A 15510-nucleotide genomic window follows, 5' to 3' on the forward strand; every position below is an offset into this window, starting at 1 on the left:
ACCAACTCGCCGGACCCGCGGTACCGACAAGCCCTATCTGCCACACGATGCTGGACGGCCCACAGCATGTTCCCCGCCCTGTGTCCCTGCCCGCGCCAGTCGAGACAGACACTGGGCCTCGGGTAGGCAAGCCAACGGCCGGCTGGAAGACGAAGTGCGGCCGTGCGGAACTGAGCTCAGTACCTGTTCAACGTTCCCAGCCCAATCGCCGCCGGGCTTGAGAACATGCGTACAGGTTTTTCAGCGATGCCGCTGTTTGCCGTGCTACCGCCTGCTCGGGTCCGCCGGACGGCTTCAGCGACGGAGAAACTTCATTCAAACTAGGCCCTCTCACTTGCCCAATCAGTTCTGCCACGGGTCATTCGCTCGGCAGTACTCCGCTGTGTTGGCGGCGATGCATTCAGCCCACCAGGCCTGCCCTGCATTCGCTTCAGCCTGAACGTCGGGAGCCTTGGTCGGGGCCACGTTGTTCGGCGCGGGAGCTGGCGCAGGATCGTCCTGAAACTGCGGTGCGTAGACCCCGGCGCAGTAGTCGTGCCCGTTGGCAATGACACACTCCGTCCAGGCGCGGGCCTGAGTGGTATCTCCACCGGGGCGGCTCGCGTTTTCGTAGCACCTGTCCATGTAGACCCTCGAGCCATCAGAGAGGGCTGCCATTCCTCCTGCATCGACGCATCTGACGAAGGTGGGGCCAGTGGCGGGTGTGTTGACGGGAGCCGCGGTGGGGAGAGCCGACTGAGTGGTCGTATCAGCCGCTTGCTGTTCCCCCGACAGATCGAACTCCGAGAGGTCCAGCACGTAGACGTTTGTCACGTCTGGTTCCTGGGCGGAGACATGTGGCTCCATGATGATCTCCGAGCTCGGGGCCACGTCGTCTTGGAGCCACATGACCCCCTTGTACTTCTCTCCGGTACGCACGCCGGCGGCCGTCAGCTCTTCATAGTTGCCACACGTCACTGCAGCAAGCCCCCGGTTCTCCTTAATGTAACCGTCCTCCGTGCGCTCGTTTACCCCGTTGGGGACGAACCCCTCTCCATTGCCCGACTCGACCTCGACGTCCATCTCGATACCGATGTAAGAGGGGTACTCCGCTCCATCCGAGTACGGGACTGGGCCACAGGTTTCGGGGAGGAACACATCGGTGACGGTGACGTGGGCAACGTAGTGAGGCGAGTTCATCGTGAACGTCTCCCCGATCTTGATCTCGTGCTCGGTGACCACGATGGTCTCCGAGGCGGTCGGGGCAGCAGCCGTGGAAGTCTCCGGTTCATCTGACCCTGTGGCGCACCCAGCGAGGACTATTAGCGATGCGGCCGCGAGGGCGGTCAGCTTCTTCATTGTCATGCCTTTCTGCGGCAGCGATCACTCTTGATCTGGCAAACACGGGCTCCGGACCAGTAGCTTGCCCAGCATCTACGACATGGACTCGATTAGGTAGTCCCGAGTCCACATACTCAACCCCATGCGCGGTGCTGCGGCACTGCCTTCTCATTTTTCAATGCCCTTGGTGAGACCCTCCCTCGTCATCTAGGTTTGCGACGCCCCTCTTCCCTTGTAGTGCACCCCTTGTCGCCAGCATCAATGGCCCGCCTCGGAAGCGCACCTGACGACCAGTTCTGGGCTCACGTGAGGAAGGGGAGAACTCGCTCAATGCTGCAGGCCAGCAATCTGGCTTCCAGCCGGGAGCTCCGCTCTCCCTATTTCGCCCCGATCGACCTACTTCTCGACTGACGCAATACTGCGGCGAGTGGCGGCGCCTTCATCACCCGAGCGCTCAGAGACACCACGTTCAAGCCGGGCCGACGTCTGACCCCCGGGTTATCGTCTCAACGACGAGCCCGCAGGCCCACCAAAGCGGCAATTCGAGCCTTAGAGACGGACAGCCCCCGGCGCGACCTCAGTCGGCCGTCCGCGCGGCAACTCAACCGTTAATCGCCGAGAGCAAGGAGAACCGGATGCCCGAGCCACCCGAGCACGACACAACATGCCAGAGCTGCGGAGCGCCTGTCCCCGCTGGCACACCTCAGCGGTTCTGGCTTGGACCACGGCCGAACTGCGTCGCGTGCGACGAGCGGGCTTTGGAGAACTACGGGAACTACAGGCGTCGATGCATCGAGCACAACGAACGCCGTCGCCGGGAACTCTACGACCAAGGCCTCTGATGAATTAGCTACACCAGCCATGGTGCCGGGTCCGTAGACGCCCTGGAACTGGAAGTTGTTTGAGCTAGGGCGGAAGTGGAGGGATTTGAACCCCCGGTGCTGTTGAGGCACGCTCGCTTTCAAGGCGAGTGCATTCGGCCGCTCTGCCACACTTCCCTGTCGTCCGCCACGACACGCTCGAGTGCGTGGTTCCACGTGGAACACGCGGAGACGACGGTGCTCATCGTAGTGGACCCCGCCCGCCCGCACCCAGCCCGGCTGCCGACCGGGGCCATCGCGGCTACGGTCGAGGGCATGAAGGCCATCGAGTATCGCAACGGTCCCGATTCCCTCCGTCTGACGGAGGTCGACGATCCGATCCCCGGTCCCGGCGAGGTGCTCGTCGACGTGGCGGCCACGGCCGTCAACCGCGCCGACCTGCTGCAGTCCAAGGGGCACTACCCGCCCCCGCCCGGTGCGTCGGAGATCCTCGGCCTCGAGTGCTCGGGGCGGATCTCCGCCGTGGGCGAGGGCGTCGAGGGCCTGGCCGTCGGCGACGAGGTGTGCGCCCTCCTGGCCGGCGGCGGGTACGCCGAGAAGGTGGCCGTACCCGCCGGACAGGTCATGCCCGTGCCGGTCGGGGTGTCGTTGCACGAGGCCGCGACCCTGCCAGAGGTGGCCTGCACGGTGTGGTCCAACCTCGTCATGACGGGCGGGCTCGGCCGCGGCGTCCTGACACCCAACGCCCGCTGGGGCGACTCGGAGCTCGGGGCCCCGCGGGTGCTGATCCACGGCGGGGCGGGTGGCATCGGCTCCCACGCGATCCAGGTCTGCCGCGCGCTCGGCGCCCGCGTGGCCACCACCGCCGGAGGTCCCGAGAAGGTCCGGAAGTGTCGCGAGCTCGGCGCCGACCTGGCGATCGACTACCGCGAGGAGGACTTCCCTGACCGGGTCAGAGAGTGGACCGACGACGACGAGAGAGGCCGTGGCGTCGACCTGATCCTCGACGTGATGGGCGCGAAGTACCTCGAACCCAACATCGCCTCACTCGCCCCGGACGGCCGACTGATCGTGATCGGCATGCAGGGCGGGGTGAAGGGCGAGCTGAACCTGGGAGCCCTGCTCCCGCGCCGCGCCGGTGTGCTGGCCACCAACCTCCGGGCCCGCCCGGTGGACGGTCCCGGCGGCAAGACCGGCATCTGCCGGGAGGTGGTGGACCACGTCTGGCCGATGATCGCCGCGGGAGACGTGACCACCCGCGTCTCGCGTGAGATCCCGCTGGAGCGGGCAGCGGAGGCGCTGGGCCTGCTCGAGTCGGGCGAGAGCCACGGCAAGATCCTGCTGACCGTCGACTGATCACTGACCGTCGAGTGACCGAGGAGGAACTGACGATGGCCGCCACCGCAGACGCCGACGACCCCGGTGCCGAGCACGGTCCAGCCACCTTCATGACCGCGAGTCGCACGATCCCGGCGTCCGCGTCGGAGGTCTTCGCGCTGCTGGCCGATCCGACCCGCCACAAGGACACCGAACCCGGGGACTGGGTACGCGACGCGGTCACGACGGAGGCCATCAGCGGGGTCGGGGACGTCTTCGCGATCAACATGTACAGGGAGGCCGGGGGCGGTGACTACGTCATACACAACGTGGTCACGGCATTCGAACCGGACCGCACGATCGAATGGGAGCCCGGCCGGACCGACGAGGCCGGTCACCTCTCCACCGGCGGGTGGAGTTGGCGGTACGACCTGGCCCCGGCGGGCGCGTCCACCGAGGTCACCCTCCGGTACGACTGGACCCGCACACGGGAGGGGTTCGCCGCCGAGATCGGCGGGATGCCGCCGTTCGGACGCGATTTCCTCGAGGCGTCACTGGCCTCGCTCGAGGCGGCGTTGGCGAACTGAGCCCGGGTGATGCGCTCGTGGGATGAGCCGGCGCGGTGAGCGGGTACGACGGTCAGCCCGCCGGGAGGCGGTCCAGCATCTCGAGCACCTCGTCGCACCAGCTCACCCACGCTTGCTCCACCTGGATGCCCAGCGTGAGCACCCGGTGCTGGAGGAGGTCGCGGGCGTCCCCCGGGTCGGGCCGGGCGAAGTCCCTGTCCTCGATCTCGCGGTAGCGGCGGAGGTTGGCGGCCCGCTGGTCGCGGTGGTGCGTCAGCGCCTCCCGGACCTCGTGGACCGCCCCCGTCGCGGCCGCGGCACGCACCCGCACCGCCATGGTGGACCGCATCGGGTCGGGCTCGTCCGGCTCGCGGATCCACTCGGTGAGCAGCCTCCGGCCGTCCTCGGTGACCTCGAAGCGGCGCGGGTTACCCCGCGAGGGGGCGCCCTCGAGCGGGAGCTCCCGGATCAGTCCGGACTCCCCCAGTCGATCCAGCTCCCGGTAGATCTGCTGGTGGGTCGCCGGCCAGAAGTACCCGATGGACTTGTCGAACCTCCGCGCCAGCTCGATCCCGCTCCCCGCCCGCTCGGTGAGGGAGGTGAGGATCGCGAACTTCAGCGACACGGTGTCAGCGCGCTGCCAGAGCGGACGCCGCCTGCTCGTACTCCGCGCGGAGCCGCTCGACCAGGTCGCGGACCGAACCCGTCGAGGTGACCGCGCCGACGCCCTGGCCCGCACCCCAGATGTCGCGCCACGCCTTGGAGTCCGCGCCCCCACCGGAGCCGAAGTCCATCGCCGTGGGATCCGAGACGGGCAGGTCGTCGGGGTTCAGCCCCGCCGCCTCGATGCTGCCCCGGAGGTAGTTCCCGTGGATCCCCGTGAACAGGTTGCTGTAGACGATGTCGGAGGCGGAGCTCTCGACGATCATCTGCTTGTACTCCGCGGCCGCGCGGGACTCCTCGGTCGCGAGGAACGCCGACCCCACGTAGGCCAGGTCGGCGCCGGCGGCCTGCGCGGCGAGGATCGACCGGCCGTGCGCGATCGCCCCGGACAGCAGAAGCGGGCCGTCGAACCACTCGCGGATCTCCTGGATCAGGGCGAACGGCGACTGCGTCCCGGCGTGTCCACCGGCGCCGGCGGCCACCGCCACGAGCCCGTCGGCGCCCTTCTCGATGGCCTTGCGGGCGAACCTGTCGTTGATCACGTCGTGCAGCACGATCCCGCCGTAGGAGTGGACGGCGTCGTTGACCTCGGTACGGGCACCGAGGGAGGTGATGACGATCGGCACCTCGTGCTCGACGACGGTCGCCAGGTCCTGCTCGAGCCGGTCGTTGGACCGGTGGACGATCTGGTTGACGGCGAACGGGGCCACGTAGCGGTCCGGGTTCGCCGCGGCGAAGGCCGCGTTGCTCTCGGTGACCTGGTCCAGCCACTCCCCCAGGACCGGCTGCGGTCGCGCGTTGAGCGCCGGGAACGAGCCGATCACACCGGCCTGGCACTGCGCGGCCACCAGCTCGGGGCCGGAGTAGATGAACATCGGCGAGGCGACCACCGGCACGGTGAGCGGGCCGGCGAGAACGGAGGGAAGGGCCATGAGCAGTCCTTTCGGGACCGGGATGAGGTCGGCTTTCCCCGACCGTACGGCCGCCCACGGTTTTATGCAACTAGTTGCACAAAGATCCGGACGCGTGGCGGTGGAGCGTCCAGATCACCTCATCGCTCGCCGACCGGGTAGATCTCCTGGGCCACCCGCTCCGCCGCCGACACGAACGCGGCGACCGTCGCGGGAGCGAAGCCGCCCGAGTCCGGAATCGCGGGGATCCCCGTCGACCCGGCCGCGCCGGGGTCCTGGGCACCCGCGGCCCCCGCCCCCGGCGACTCCCCGGCTCTCACCGACCACCACGGTGACCCGGCGGCCAGCAGCGACCCGTGCTTGACGTCGTAGAAGTCCGATCCCGTCCGCAGGGCCACACCCGAGGCCCCGCGGGCCGCCGCGAAGAGATGGGGGTGGAAGCGGCTGGTCAGCCAGACCTGCCCGGGCCGGGCGGGCAGTCCCGTGGACCACAGTTCCTGGAACGGCACGAAGCGCGCGCGGGGCAGCTGCAGGGCCGCCAGGGCGCGACCCACCTCGTCGTCGTCACCACCGGCGCCGGACGCGGACTCGGCGCGGTCACACACCATGTCCCACACCACCCGGTCCCCACCGGGGATCGACTCGACCACGGTGATCCGCTCCCCCGGCACCGCCCACGCGGCGAGGACCCGCCCGAGGGTGTCGGCGAGCACCTCCGGCTCGACAAGGTCGGACTGGGCACACACCACCAGATCGCGGCAGGTCTCCGGATCGGGGGAGTAGACGGGGTGGTCACCGGCCTCCACTCCCCCCGCGCAGGACAGCGCCAGCCACCCGTCGTCGGCCACGTGGCGGACGGGCACCCCCGTGCCCTCGAGGAGCCCGGAGGAGGCCGCGTCGCGGACGGTGACCAGGTGGTGGTCCCGCAACGCCTCCGCCAACAGCCCGGGGTCCCCGCACGGCACGAACCCCTGGCCCGTGGCCACCACGTGCGCCCCGCTCAGCCGGCCCGCCTCTCCCGCCGCGGCGACCACGCCGAGGTGGTGCGGCCACAGGTCGTTGACGTACCCGCCGCCGATCAGGTGCACGACCGACGCGCTGCGCAGCAGGTCGATGCCCGACGCGAGCGCGGGTCGCACCCCGAGTTCGCCCACGGCGGAGCGACAGAACCCGATGGCCTCCACCGCGCCCGTGTGTTCCCCCGCCAGGCGCCACAGCGTGTCGGTGAACAGGACGTCCGGGTGCTCGCCGTGATGGAGGACCGCCGCCTGCCCCGGGGTGTGGCAGTCCACCACCACGGGGGTGCCGGGGAGCCGGTGACGGAGGTACCGCAGCCACCCCGCCAGCAGTTGCTCGTCGCCGTGGTTGGGGTGGCCGGCCGGGGCGATGAGGTAGACGGGACGGTGGACCTCCCGGGGTCGACCCCAGCGCGCGTCCGCGGCCGCCCTCGTGGCGTCGAGCCGACGGCGGGCCCGTCGTCGCAGGCGGGAGGCGGGCGCGGCTCGAGGAGTCGACGTCATGGGTCCACCCTGCCCCACGGTGGGGTCGCGCCCGGGCCGACCCCGCTGATCAGATCTTGACCAGCATCTTCCCCACGTTCGCCCCGCGCATGAGGTCGAGGAACGCGTCGACGGAGTTGTCGATGCCCTCGACCACGGTCTCGTCGAAGACGATCTCGCCGGAGGCCACCCACGGCCCGACCTTCTCCGCGAACTCCTTGAACAGGTGCATGTACTTGTTCACGGTGAAGCCCTGCAGGGTGAGCCCGCGGGTGATGGCGTGCCACATGTTGTCCGGGCCGGGCGAGCGCTCGGTGGCGTTGTAGGAGCTGATCGCGCCGCACAGGGCCAGGCGACCGTCGTCGTTCATCAGGTCGAGCGCGGCCTCGAGGTGGTCGCCGCCGACGTTGTCGAAGTAGACGTCGATGCCCTCGCCGTTCTCGCGACCGAAGTGCTCGCGCAGGAGCGTGCGGACCGGTCCGTCCTTGTAATTGATCGCGGAGTCGAATCCGTAGCTCGAGGTGGCCTTGTCGACCTTCTCCGCACTCCCGGCCGAGCCGACGACCTTCGAGGCGCCCATGAGCCGGGCGATCTGCCCGACGGCCGACCCGACGGAACCGGCCGCGCCGGAGACGAAGACGGACTCGCCCTTCTGGAACCGCCCGATGTGCAGGAGCCCCACGTAGGCCGTGAGGCCCGTGGTCCCGAGGATCCCCAGGTACGCCGAGACGGGAACGCCCTCGATCTCCTGCACCACCCGGAACTGCCGGCCGTCGCCCTGGGCGACGTCCCGCCAGCCGAGGTCGTGCATCACGACCGCCCCGACCGGGTGGGCGTCGGAGCGGGACTCCACGACACGCCCGACGGCGCCGCCGGTCATCGTCTCGTTCAGCTCGAACGGCGGGATGTAGGAGCGGCCCTCGTTCATCCGGCCGCGCATGTAGGGGTCGACGGAGAGGTACTCGTTGGCCACGCGCACCTCGCCCTCGGCGATCGCGGGGAGGTCGACGACGACGGTGCGGAAGTCGTCATGGGTCGGCCAGCCGCGGGGGCGGCTGACGAGCTGGATCTGGGTACTGGTCGTCATCACTCATGTGTACGCGCCCTGTCTGCGGGGCTGCCACCGGCCACACCTCTAGTAGGCTTCGCCTTCGTGCAGGACCAGCCCACTCCCGACCCCGCTTCGGCGACGCTCCCCGACGAGCGCGTCCGCAGTGAGATCGTCAGCGACTCCCACACCTTCCGCCGGGCCGTGGCCGACCTCCGCCAGGGGCTGGGCCAGCGTGAGCTCTGGCTCTCGCTGGGCTGGCAGGACATCAAGCAGCGCTACCGCCGCTCCACACTGGGGCCGCTGTGGATCACCATCGCCACCGGCGTCATGGCCACGGCGCTGGGGCTGTTGTACTCGATCCTCTTCCAGATCCCGTTGGCGGAGTTCCTCCCGCACGTCACCGTGGGCCTGATCCTCTGGGGCTTCATCTCCGGCTGCATCAAGGAGGGCTCGGAGGTCTTCATCTCCAACGAGGGCCTGATCAAGCAGTTGCCCAGCGCGCTCAGCGTCCACGTCTACCGGCTGGTGTGGCGGCAGTTCCTGTTCCTGTGCCACAACCTGGTGATCTGGGTCGTGCTGATGCTCATCTACCCGCGGCCGCTGGGATGGGACCTGCTGCTGGCCGTGTTGGGCCTGGCGGTGCTCATGGTCAACGGCGTCTGGGTGGCGATGCTGTTCGGCATCCTGGCCACCCGCTTCCGCGACATCGCGCCCCTGCTGGACTCCATGGTTCAGCTGCTGTTCTACATGACCCCCATCGTGTGGACCACGCAGACGCTGTACGAGCAGGGCGGGGAGATCGCCAACCGCGCCCGCATCGCCGAGCTCAACCCGCTCTACCACTACCTGGAGATCGTCCGCGCCCCCATGCTGGGCCAGCCCGTCGCCGCGTACCACTGGTGGATCGTCCTGGCCTGCACGGCCGTGGGCCTCATCCTCGCCTTTGTCGCACTGCGCCGGTTCCGCTCCCGAGTCCCGTACTGGGTGTAGGAGGTATATCCCATGAGCCCCGCCACACCCACCCCCGGCGGCGTGTCCATCGACTGCGTGGACGCGTGCGTGGACTTCCCGATCTTCGACGCCAAATCGCGCTCCCTCAAGAAGGCGGTCCTCGGCTCCGCCGGAGGCGCGATCGGCCGGAACTCGTCCAACGTCGTCGTCGTCGAGGCCCTGAAGGACATCACCCTCTCCCTCCGCGAGGGGGACCGCATCGGGCTGGTCGGGCACAACGGCGCCGGCAAGTCCACGCTGCTGCGGTTGCTGTCCGGAATCTACGAGCCCACCCGCGGCGCCGCCCGGATCAGGGGTCGTGTGGCGCCGGTGTTCGACCTGGGTGTGGGTATGGACCCGGAGATCACCGGGTACGAGAACATCATCATCCGTGGCCTGTTCCTGGGCCAGACCCGCAAACAGATGAAGGCCAAGATCGAGGAGATCGCGGACTTCACCGAGCTCGGCGACTACCTGGACATGCCGCTGCGCACCTACTCGACCGGCATGCGCGTCCGGTTGGCGATGGGCGTGGTGACCTCGATCGACCCCGAGATCCTGCTGCTCGACGAGGGCATCGGAGCCGTGGACGCGGAGTTCATGAAGAAGGCGCGGGTCAAGCTGGCCGACCTGGTCTCCCGGTCCGGGATGCTGGTGTTCGCCTCCCACTCCAACGAGTTCCTGGCGCAGCTGTGCGACTCGGCGATGTGGATCGACCACGGTCGCATCCGGCAGCGCGGCAGCATCGAGGAGATCGTCACCGCCTACGAGGGCCCCGAGGCCGGGCGGTCGATCGCCGCGTACATGGAGAGGATGACGCGTGAGGGCTGAGGGGTCCGGCGCGGCCGGCGGGGCCGCGGAGTCCGGCGCGGACTCCCGGCGGGTCGTGGCCGTGGTCGTCACCCACCGACGACTCGACCAACTCCGCGCCTCGCTCGAGATGGTGTGCGGGCAGAGCCGACCGATCGACCACCTGGTGGTGGTGGACAACGCCGACGAGCGGGCCGTGCGCGAGCTCGTCGAGTCACAGCCCGTGGAGGCCACCTACGTGGGCTCCAGGCACAACCTCGGCGGCGCCGGCGGATTCGCGTTGGGGATGCTGCACGCGCTGGCCACCGGCGCCGACCTCGTGTGGTGCGCTGACGACGACGGCAGGCCCGAGGGGCCCGAGGTCCTGGCCACGCTGATGGCCTGCATGGACCGCCACGGGCTGGCGGAGGTCTCGCCGGTGGTGTGCGACCTCGCCGAGCCCGACCGCCTCGCCTTCCCGCTGCGCCGCGGCGTGGTGTGGCGACGCTGGCGCAGCGAGTTGTTCGCCGACGGCGAGGGCGGCGACCGCGGTGCCGGTGACCCTGGTGCCGGCGTCCCTGGTGCCGCCGGCCCCTCCCGGACCGACACCGACCTGCTGCCCGGCATCGCCTCCCTGTTCAACGGGGCGCTGTTCACCGCGGACTGCCTGGACCGTGTGGGCGTCCCGGACCTGCGGCTGTTCATCCGCGGTGACGAGGTGGAGATGCACCGGCGCCTGGTGCGCTCCCGACTGCCCTTCGGCACGTGTCTGACGACCGCGTACCTGCACCCGCAGGGGTCGGACGAGTTCAAACCGATCCTCGGCGGCCGCATGCACACCCAGTTCCCCGACGACCCGGTCAAGCGGCACTTCACCTACCGCAACCGCGGCTACGTGCTCACCCAGCCCGGCAACCGGCGCCTCATCCCGCAGGAGATCCTGCGCTTCGGCTGGTACTTCCTGGTCACCAGACGAGACCCGGCCGGCCTGCGCGAGTGGCTGCGTCTGCAGCGGTTGGGCGCGGGCGAGCGGTTCGACAAGCCATGACCGACTGGATCGCCCTGCAGTCCCGGGCCGCCGACCTGTACGACCGGGTCCTGCCGATGGTCACCGACTGGGACGCCGCCACCCCGTGCAGCGAGTGGACGGCCCGTGAGGTGCTGGCCCACGTCGTGGACGAGCAGATGTGGGTCCCGGGGCTGTTGGCCGGGGGGACGGTCGACGAGGTGGCCGGGGACCTCGAGGAGCCGCTCCGTCGGCTCACCGGGGCCAGCGGCCCCGACCTCGTGGCCTTCTGGCACACCCTGCGCGCGCCGGTGGCCGCCGCGTGGCGGGGAACCCCCACCGACGACGAGGTCCACCTCTCCTACGGTCGGGCGCCGATGGTGCACTATCTGGCGCAGCAGACCTTCGATCTGGCCGTCCACGCCTGGGACCTGTCGGTCTCCCAGGGGGTCGACCTGCCGTGGGGCGACGAACTCGAACACGCCGTCCTCGACTTCGTCCGGACCGATCTCGCCGACGACCCGGCCCCCGAGCTGTTCTCCGCTCCGCTACCGGGCTTCGACGGAGAAGGGGTCCCGACCCGGCACGCCGCTCTCGCGCGTACCGGTCGGGACCCCTCCGCCTGGCCGGCGGCCTAGCAGACCCTGGCTGGTGGCCTACCCGGCCTCGCGGAGCGCCGCCATCGGGCACTTCTCGATGGCCTTGCGAGCCCTCTTCTGGAGTTCCTCGGGGACCTCCTCCACGAGCAGGCGCACCACCTCGTCGTCGTCGCCCAGGGCGAAGACCTTCGGGGCGAGGCCGACGCACACCGCCTGCCCCTCGCACCGGTCCGGGTCGATCGCGATCTTCATGGGAAACCTCCTGGTTGGAACACTGGGTACACGGGTGTCACGGCCTGTCGGTGTCAGCTCACCGGCACGAAGTCGACCTTGTCCCGGACGCCACAGTCCGGGCACTGCCAGTCGTCCGGGATCGCCGACCACGGCGTGCCGGGGGCGAAGCCCTCCCGCGGCTCACCCAGCGACTCGACGTAGTGGTGGCCACAGTTGGGGCAGGCATAGGTGCCGATCGGCGAGACGGCGCCGCGGACGGCGTCCACGTCGGGCTCGGGATCCAGGACGGCGGTCGCCGTGGCGGCCGGGGCGGAGGACCGGCTGGTCGCGGTGCTCGCGCCGGTGGCCGACGGGTCGCCGTAGCGGGCGAGGATCCGCTCCCGCTTGGACGGCTGGATGTTGGCCCTGGTGACGTCGCCGTCGTAGTGGTCGAGCACCCGGTGGTCCATGATCCGGCGCCAGATCGGCGGGAAGTAGGCCACCACGATGAGCGCGGCGTACCCGGCGGGGAGCTGCGGGGCGTCGTCGGTGGTGCGCAGGACCTGGTAGCGGCGCATCGGGTTGGCGTGGTGGTCCGAGTGGCGCTGCAGGTGGTAGAGGAAGATGTTGGTGACCAGGTGGTCGGAGTTCCACGAGTGCTCGGGCCGGCACCGCTGGTAGCGACCGCTGTCGAGCTTCTTGCGGCGCAGCCCGTAGTGCTCGAGGTAGTTGACGACCTCCAGCAGACTGAACCCGTACACCGCCTGCAGGATCAGCCAGGGAAGGACCTCGAGTCCGAAGACGGCGGTGAGGCCGCCGAACAGGACCAGCGTCATGAGCCAGGCGTTGATGTTGTCGTTACGCAGGGTCCACGGTGACTTGCCGAGGCGCTCGAGGCGGTTCTTCTCCAGCTCCCAGGCGGAGATGAGGGAGCCGATGACGCTGCGCGGGAGGAAGGCCCAGAACGACTCACCGAGCCGCGAGCTGGCCGGGTCCTCCGGGGTGGCGACGCGGGCGTGGTGACCACGGTTGTGCTCGATGTAGAAGTGCCCGTAGGCCGTGGTGGCGAGTGCGATCTTGGACAGCCACTTCTCGGAGTTCTGGATCTTGTGTCCGAGTTCGTGGGCGGTGTTGATGCCGATGCCCCCCGCGATGCCCACGGCCCAGGCGACGCCGATCTTGGCCACCAGCCCCAGCCCGCCCTCGTGGCCGAAGAACGACAGGTCGTCGGCGGTCCACAGGTAGCAGGCGAAGATCAGGGCGGCGTACTGCACCGGGAGGTACAGGTAGGTGCACCACCGGTAGAAGGGGTCGGCCTCCAGGCGTTCGATGACCTCCTCCGGCGGGTTCCGACCGTCCACCCCGACGACCATGTCGAGCAGAGGGATGAAGACGAACACGACGAAGGGGGCGACGAACCACGCCACGACGGCGGCGGTGCCCCACCCGGCGTGGGAGAACCACGAGAACAAGCCGAGAGAGATGAACAGGGCGCCGGCGGGGATGAGCCCGAGCAGCCACAGGTATCGCTTGCCGTCAGTCCAGGGGTACGGCTGCGCCGCGGTCTCCCCTGCCTGGAGGTCGGTGTGCATCACAAGTCTCCCTTGATCGAGCCCGGCGGCGTGTGTCGCACGCCACCTAGTGGGTCAAATCTAGACAAACATCAGCCGTTTGTCTAGACAGGGACCCTCTTTTTGTCCAGAGACCTCGTCGGGCACCCCGCCACGCAGGCCCGCCGCCGTGCGCCCGCTCGACCGTGGGCCGGAACTGACTCACGAGTAAGTTAGGATCGGCGCGTGCCCAAGACCCTGCTGCACCGCTACACCTCCAGCCCCCGCGCGTTCCCCCTGCTGGCTTCGCTGTACCCCCCTCTGCTCGGGTCCGGGATCCGCATCCGGCACATCGCCCCGGATTGGACCCGCGGGGAGCTGAGCATGCACGTCGCACCGTGGACCGCCAACACCAACGGCACCGCGTTCGGCGGCGCACTGTTCGCCGCGACCGACGTCCTCTACGGGGCCCTGCTGTCCGGGCAGCTCGGTGGCGGGTACCAGGTGTGGACCAAGAGCGCGACGATCGACTTCCGGGCCCCCGGCCGGGGCCGACTGCGGTGCGTGGTGGACGTCCCCGGCCCGGAGGCGGACGCCATCAGGGAGCGACTGGCCGACCATCCGAGCACCAGCGTCGTCCACACCGCGGTGGTGAGCGACAGCCGCGGCACGACGGTCGTGGAGGCGCAGCACACCATGTTCATCCGACGGAAGAGCTGACCGAAGGCGATCCGGCCCGAGGCGCGTAGGATTATCCGGTCCCCGGCCCTCCTCGGAAAGGACTCCCGTTGGGAGCCACCCCGCTCGCCTGGTCGCTGTCCGTCGGTCTGATCGTCGGACTTCTCCTGTTCGACTACTTCTTCCACGTTCGCAAGGAGCACATCCCGACGCTCAGGGAGTCGGCAATCTGGTCGGCGATGTACGTGGGGATCGCGATCGTCTTCGGCTTCCTCGTGTGGATCTTCGGCGGAAACCAGATGGGCGTCGAGTACTTCGCCGGTTACATCACCGAGAAGGCGCTCTCGGTGGACAACCTGTTCGTCTTCCTGCTCCTGCTGACCAGCTTCAAGGTCCCGCGCGCGGGACAGCAGAAGGCACTCCTGTTCGGCATCGTGTTCTCGATCATCGCCCGGACCGGGTTCATCTTCGTCGGCGCGGCGCTGCTCAACGCGTTCAGCGCGCTGTTCTACGTGTTCGGACTGTTCCTCATCATCACCGCGGGCCGTCTCCTGGCCGAGGACGACGAGGACGACGACGCCGACAACGTCGTGGTGCGCCTGGCCAAGAAGTTCATCCCGGCGACCGATCACTACGACCACGACAAGCTGTTCACCATCGAGAACGGCAAGAAGGTCGTGACGCCGATGATGATCGTCATGGTGGCGATCGGCGGCACCGACATCATGTTCGCGCTGGACTCGATCCCCGCGATCTTCGGCCTCACCCAGAACGTCTTCATCGTCTTCACCGCGACCACGTTCTCGCTGCTCGGCCTGCGCCAGCTGTACTTCCTGTTGGACGGCCTCCTCGACCGCCTCGTCTACCTCAAGTACGGCCTCGCGGCGATCCTGGGCTTCATCGGCGTCAAGCTGATCCTCCACGCCCTGCACGAGAACAACCTGCCGTTCATCAACCAGGGCGAGCACGTCGACGTGGTGGAGGTACCGACCTACCTGTCACTGGGCGTCATCGTGGCCGTGCTCGTGGTGACCGTCGTGGCCTCGCTGGTGAGCCCGGCCGGGAAGGCGCTCACCGTGCTCGGGAACCTCAAGCGGCACTCGCACGAGTACCTCAACAAGAACTTCACCGACGACCCCGTCGAGCGCGCCAAGCTGTGGGCCAAGATCCTCGACAACGAGGACAAGCTCAAGTCGATCGATCGGAAGTACTTCGGCTCCGAGGGCGACGTCTGGGAACTCGAACAACTGCTGCGGCGGGTCTGGGACGATCACGCCCGTTACGAGCGCGCCACGGACTACACCCGCTGACCGACCACACCAGCCGACCGGCCTCTACGCGCTCCGTCCGGCCCACATCCCGAGGGGATCGGCGACCGGTTCCCCGGGGAGCGGCGGGAGCAGCAGGGCCCCCGGCCACAGTGACCGCAGCGCCGGGAGCACGCCATCCAGACCCGGGTCGCAGATCCGGGTGTGCGGCGCGAGAACGGCGCCGGCCGCGTGGGTGGCGCGTCCGGGCACGGCGGGCCCCCGCGCGT

Annotated in this window: 15 protein-coding genes, 1 tRNA gene and 1 pseudogene; 8 read left to right on the forward strand and 9 right to left on the reverse strand. The window is 69.1% G+C overall.

The window, feature by feature from the left end; genetic code table 11:
- Window positions 1-342: 342 nt before the first annotated feature.
- Together G6031_RS14910 and G6031_RS14915 are read right to left on the reverse strand one after the other, a co-directional pair.
- Window positions 343-1338, reverse strand: coding sequence for a hypothetical protein (locus G6031_RS14910; protein ID WP_182653670.1), 996 nt, complete (start codon window positions 1336-1338; stop codon window positions 343-345).
- Window positions 1339-2232: 894 nt separating this feature from the next.
- Window positions 2233-2318, reverse strand: a tRNA-Ser gene (locus G6031_RS14915).
- 138 nt (window positions 2319-2456) lie between these two features.
- Between G6031_RS14915 and G6031_RS14920 the strand changes: the two genes are divergently transcribed.
- Together G6031_RS14920 and G6031_RS14925 are read left to right on the forward strand one after the other, a co-directional pair.
- The gene (locus G6031_RS14920; RefSeq protein WP_182653671.1) at window positions 2457-3497 is read left to right on the forward strand and encodes an NAD(P)H-quinone oxidoreductase; all 1041 of its coding nucleotides are present in this window, start codon (window positions 2457-2459) and stop codon (window positions 3495-3497) included.
- Window positions 3498-3532: 35 nt separating this feature from the next.
- Window positions 3533-4045, forward strand: coding sequence for an SRPBCC family protein (locus G6031_RS14925; protein WP_311201588.1), 513 nt, complete (start codon window positions 3533-3535; stop codon window positions 4043-4045).
- 52 nt (window positions 4046-4097) lie between these two features.
- Here G6031_RS14925 and G6031_RS14930 read toward each other — a convergent pair whose 3' ends face one another.
- From G6031_RS14930 to G6031_RS14945, 4 genes are all read right to left on the reverse strand, one after another.
- On the reverse strand, window positions 4098-4649 hold the full coding sequence (locus G6031_RS14930; RefSeq protein WP_095717100.1) for a PadR family transcriptional regulator: 552 nt from the start codon (window positions 4647-4649) through the stop codon (window positions 4098-4100).
- Between the two features lie 4 nt (window positions 4650-4653).
- On the reverse strand, window positions 4654-5619 hold the full coding sequence (locus G6031_RS14935; protein WP_182653672.1) for a nitronate monooxygenase family protein: 966 nt from the start codon (window positions 5617-5619) through the stop codon (window positions 4654-4656).
- A gap of 119 nt (window positions 5620-5738) precedes the next feature.
- Window positions 5739-7118, reverse strand: coding sequence for a polysaccharide pyruvyl transferase family protein (locus G6031_RS14940; RefSeq protein ID WP_182653673.1), 1380 nt, complete (start codon window positions 7116-7118; stop codon window positions 5739-5741).
- 49 nt (window positions 7119-7167) lie between these two features.
- Window positions 7168-8184, reverse strand: a complete 1017-nt coding sequence (locus G6031_RS14945) for an NADP-dependent oxidoreductase (RefSeq protein ID WP_182645448.1) — start codon at window positions 8182-8184, stop codon at window positions 7168-7170.
- A gap of 66 nt (window positions 8185-8250) precedes the next feature.
- On the opposite strand from G6031_RS14945, the gene G6031_RS14950 reads away from it, so the two are divergent.
- Genes G6031_RS14950 through G6031_RS14965 form a run of 4 tightly spaced genes read left to right on the forward strand, consistent with a single transcriptional unit; the run spans window position 8251 to window position 11571 of the window.
- A complete protein-coding gene (locus G6031_RS14950) occupies window positions 8251-9138 on the forward strand; it encodes an ABC transporter permease (RefSeq protein WP_095717096.1) in 888 nt (295 codons plus the stop codon).
- Between the two features lie 12 nt (window positions 9139-9150).
- A complete protein-coding gene (locus G6031_RS14955; RefSeq protein WP_095717095.1) occupies window positions 9151-9969 on the forward strand; it encodes an ABC transporter ATP-binding protein in 819 nt (272 codons plus the stop codon).
- 55 nt (window positions 9970-10024) lie between these two features.
- Window positions 10025-10975, forward strand: a complete 951-nt coding sequence (locus G6031_RS14960; protein ID WP_182653676.1) for a glycosyltransferase — start codon at window positions 10025-10027, stop codon at window positions 10973-10975.
- Window positions 10972-11571: a maleylpyruvate isomerase family mycothiol-dependent enzyme gene (locus G6031_RS14965; RefSeq protein ID WP_095717093.1), complete on the forward strand. Its 600-nt coding sequence runs from the start codon at window positions 10972-10974 to the stop codon at window positions 11569-11571. Before G6031_RS14960 ends, G6031_RS14965 begins: the two co-directional genes overlap by 4 nt.
- 18 nt (window positions 11572-11589) lie before the next feature.
- On the opposite strand, the gene G6031_RS14970 is transcribed toward G6031_RS14965, so the two are convergent.
- A complete protein-coding gene (locus G6031_RS14970; protein WP_095717092.1) occupies window positions 11590-11784 on the reverse strand; it encodes a ferredoxin in 195 nt (64 codons plus the stop codon).
- Window positions 11785-11837: 53 nt separating this feature from the next.
- A complete protein-coding gene (locus G6031_RS14975; RefSeq protein ID WP_095717091.1) occupies window positions 11838-13337 on the reverse strand; it encodes a fatty acid desaturase in 1500 nt (499 codons plus the stop codon).
- A gap of 204 nt (window positions 13338-13541) precedes the next feature.
- Here G6031_RS14975 and G6031_RS14980 point away from each other — a divergent pair, with 204 nt between their 5' ends.
- On the forward strand, window positions 13542-14015 hold the full coding sequence (locus G6031_RS14980) for a DUF4442 domain-containing protein (RefSeq protein ID WP_017837455.1): 474 nt from the start codon (window positions 13542-13544) through the stop codon (window positions 14013-14015).
- A 68-nt stretch (window positions 14016-14083) separates the two neighbouring features.
- Window positions 14084-15283: a TerC/Alx family metal homeostasis membrane protein gene (locus G6031_RS14985; RefSeq protein WP_182653674.1), complete on the forward strand. Its 1200-nt coding sequence runs from the start codon at window positions 14084-14086 to the stop codon at window positions 15281-15283.
- Window positions 15284-15307: 24 nt separating this feature from the next.
- On the opposite strand, the pseudogene G6031_RS14990 reads toward G6031_RS14985, so the two are convergent.
- Window positions 15308-15510: pseudogene (locus tag G6031_RS14990) on the reverse strand (hypothetical protein); the annotation flags it as partial.

It is taken from the genome of Dietzia sp. CQ4, from assembly GCF_014145125.1.
GTDB classification, from domain to species: Bacteria; Actinomycetota; Actinomycetes; order Mycobacteriales; family Mycobacteriaceae; genus Dietzia; species Dietzia natronolimnaea.

What these genes read in the sequence shown, in the direction of transcription:
- G6031_RS14920 (WP_182653671.1), top strand. Translation starts at nt 2,457, where the DNA reads ATGAAGGCCATCGAGTATCGCAACGGTCCCGATTCCCTCCGTCTGACG.
- G6031_RS14970 (WP_095717092.1), bottom strand. Translation starts at nt 11,784, where the DNA reads ATGAAGATCGCGATCGACCCGGACCGGTGCGAGGGGCAGGCGGTGTGC.
- G6031_RS14975 (WP_095717091.1), bottom strand. Translation starts at nt 13,337, where the DNA reads ATGCACACCGACCTCCAGGCAGGGGAGACCGCGGCGCAGCCGTACCCC.
- G6031_RS14935 (WP_182653672.1), bottom strand. Translation starts at nt 5,619, where the DNA reads ATGGCCCTTCCCTCCGTTCTCGCCGGCCCGCTCACCGTGCCGGTGGTC.
- G6031_RS14940 (WP_182653673.1), bottom strand. Translation starts at nt 7,118, where the DNA reads ATGACGTCGACTCCTCGAGCCGCGCCCGCCTCCCGCCTGCGACGACGG.
- G6031_RS14945 (WP_182645448.1), bottom strand. Translation starts at nt 8,184, where the DNA reads ATGACGACCAGTACCCAGATCCAGCTCGTCAGCCGCCCCCGCGGCTGG.
- G6031_RS14925 (WP_311201588.1), top strand. Translation starts at nt 3,533, where the DNA reads ATGGCCGCCACCGCAGACGCCGACGACCCCGGTGCCGAGCACGGTCCA.
- G6031_RS14910 (WP_182653670.1), bottom strand. Translation starts at nt 1,338, where the DNA reads ATGAAGAAGCTGACCGCCCTCGCGGCCGCATCGCTAATAGTCCTCGCT.
- G6031_RS14955 (WP_095717095.1), top strand. Translation starts at nt 9,151, where the DNA reads ATGAGCCCCGCCACACCCACCCCCGGCGGCGTGTCCATCGACTGCGTG.
- G6031_RS14965 (WP_095717093.1), top strand. Translation starts at nt 10,972, where the DNA reads ATGACCGACTGGATCGCCCTGCAGTCCCGGGCCGCCGACCTGTACGAC.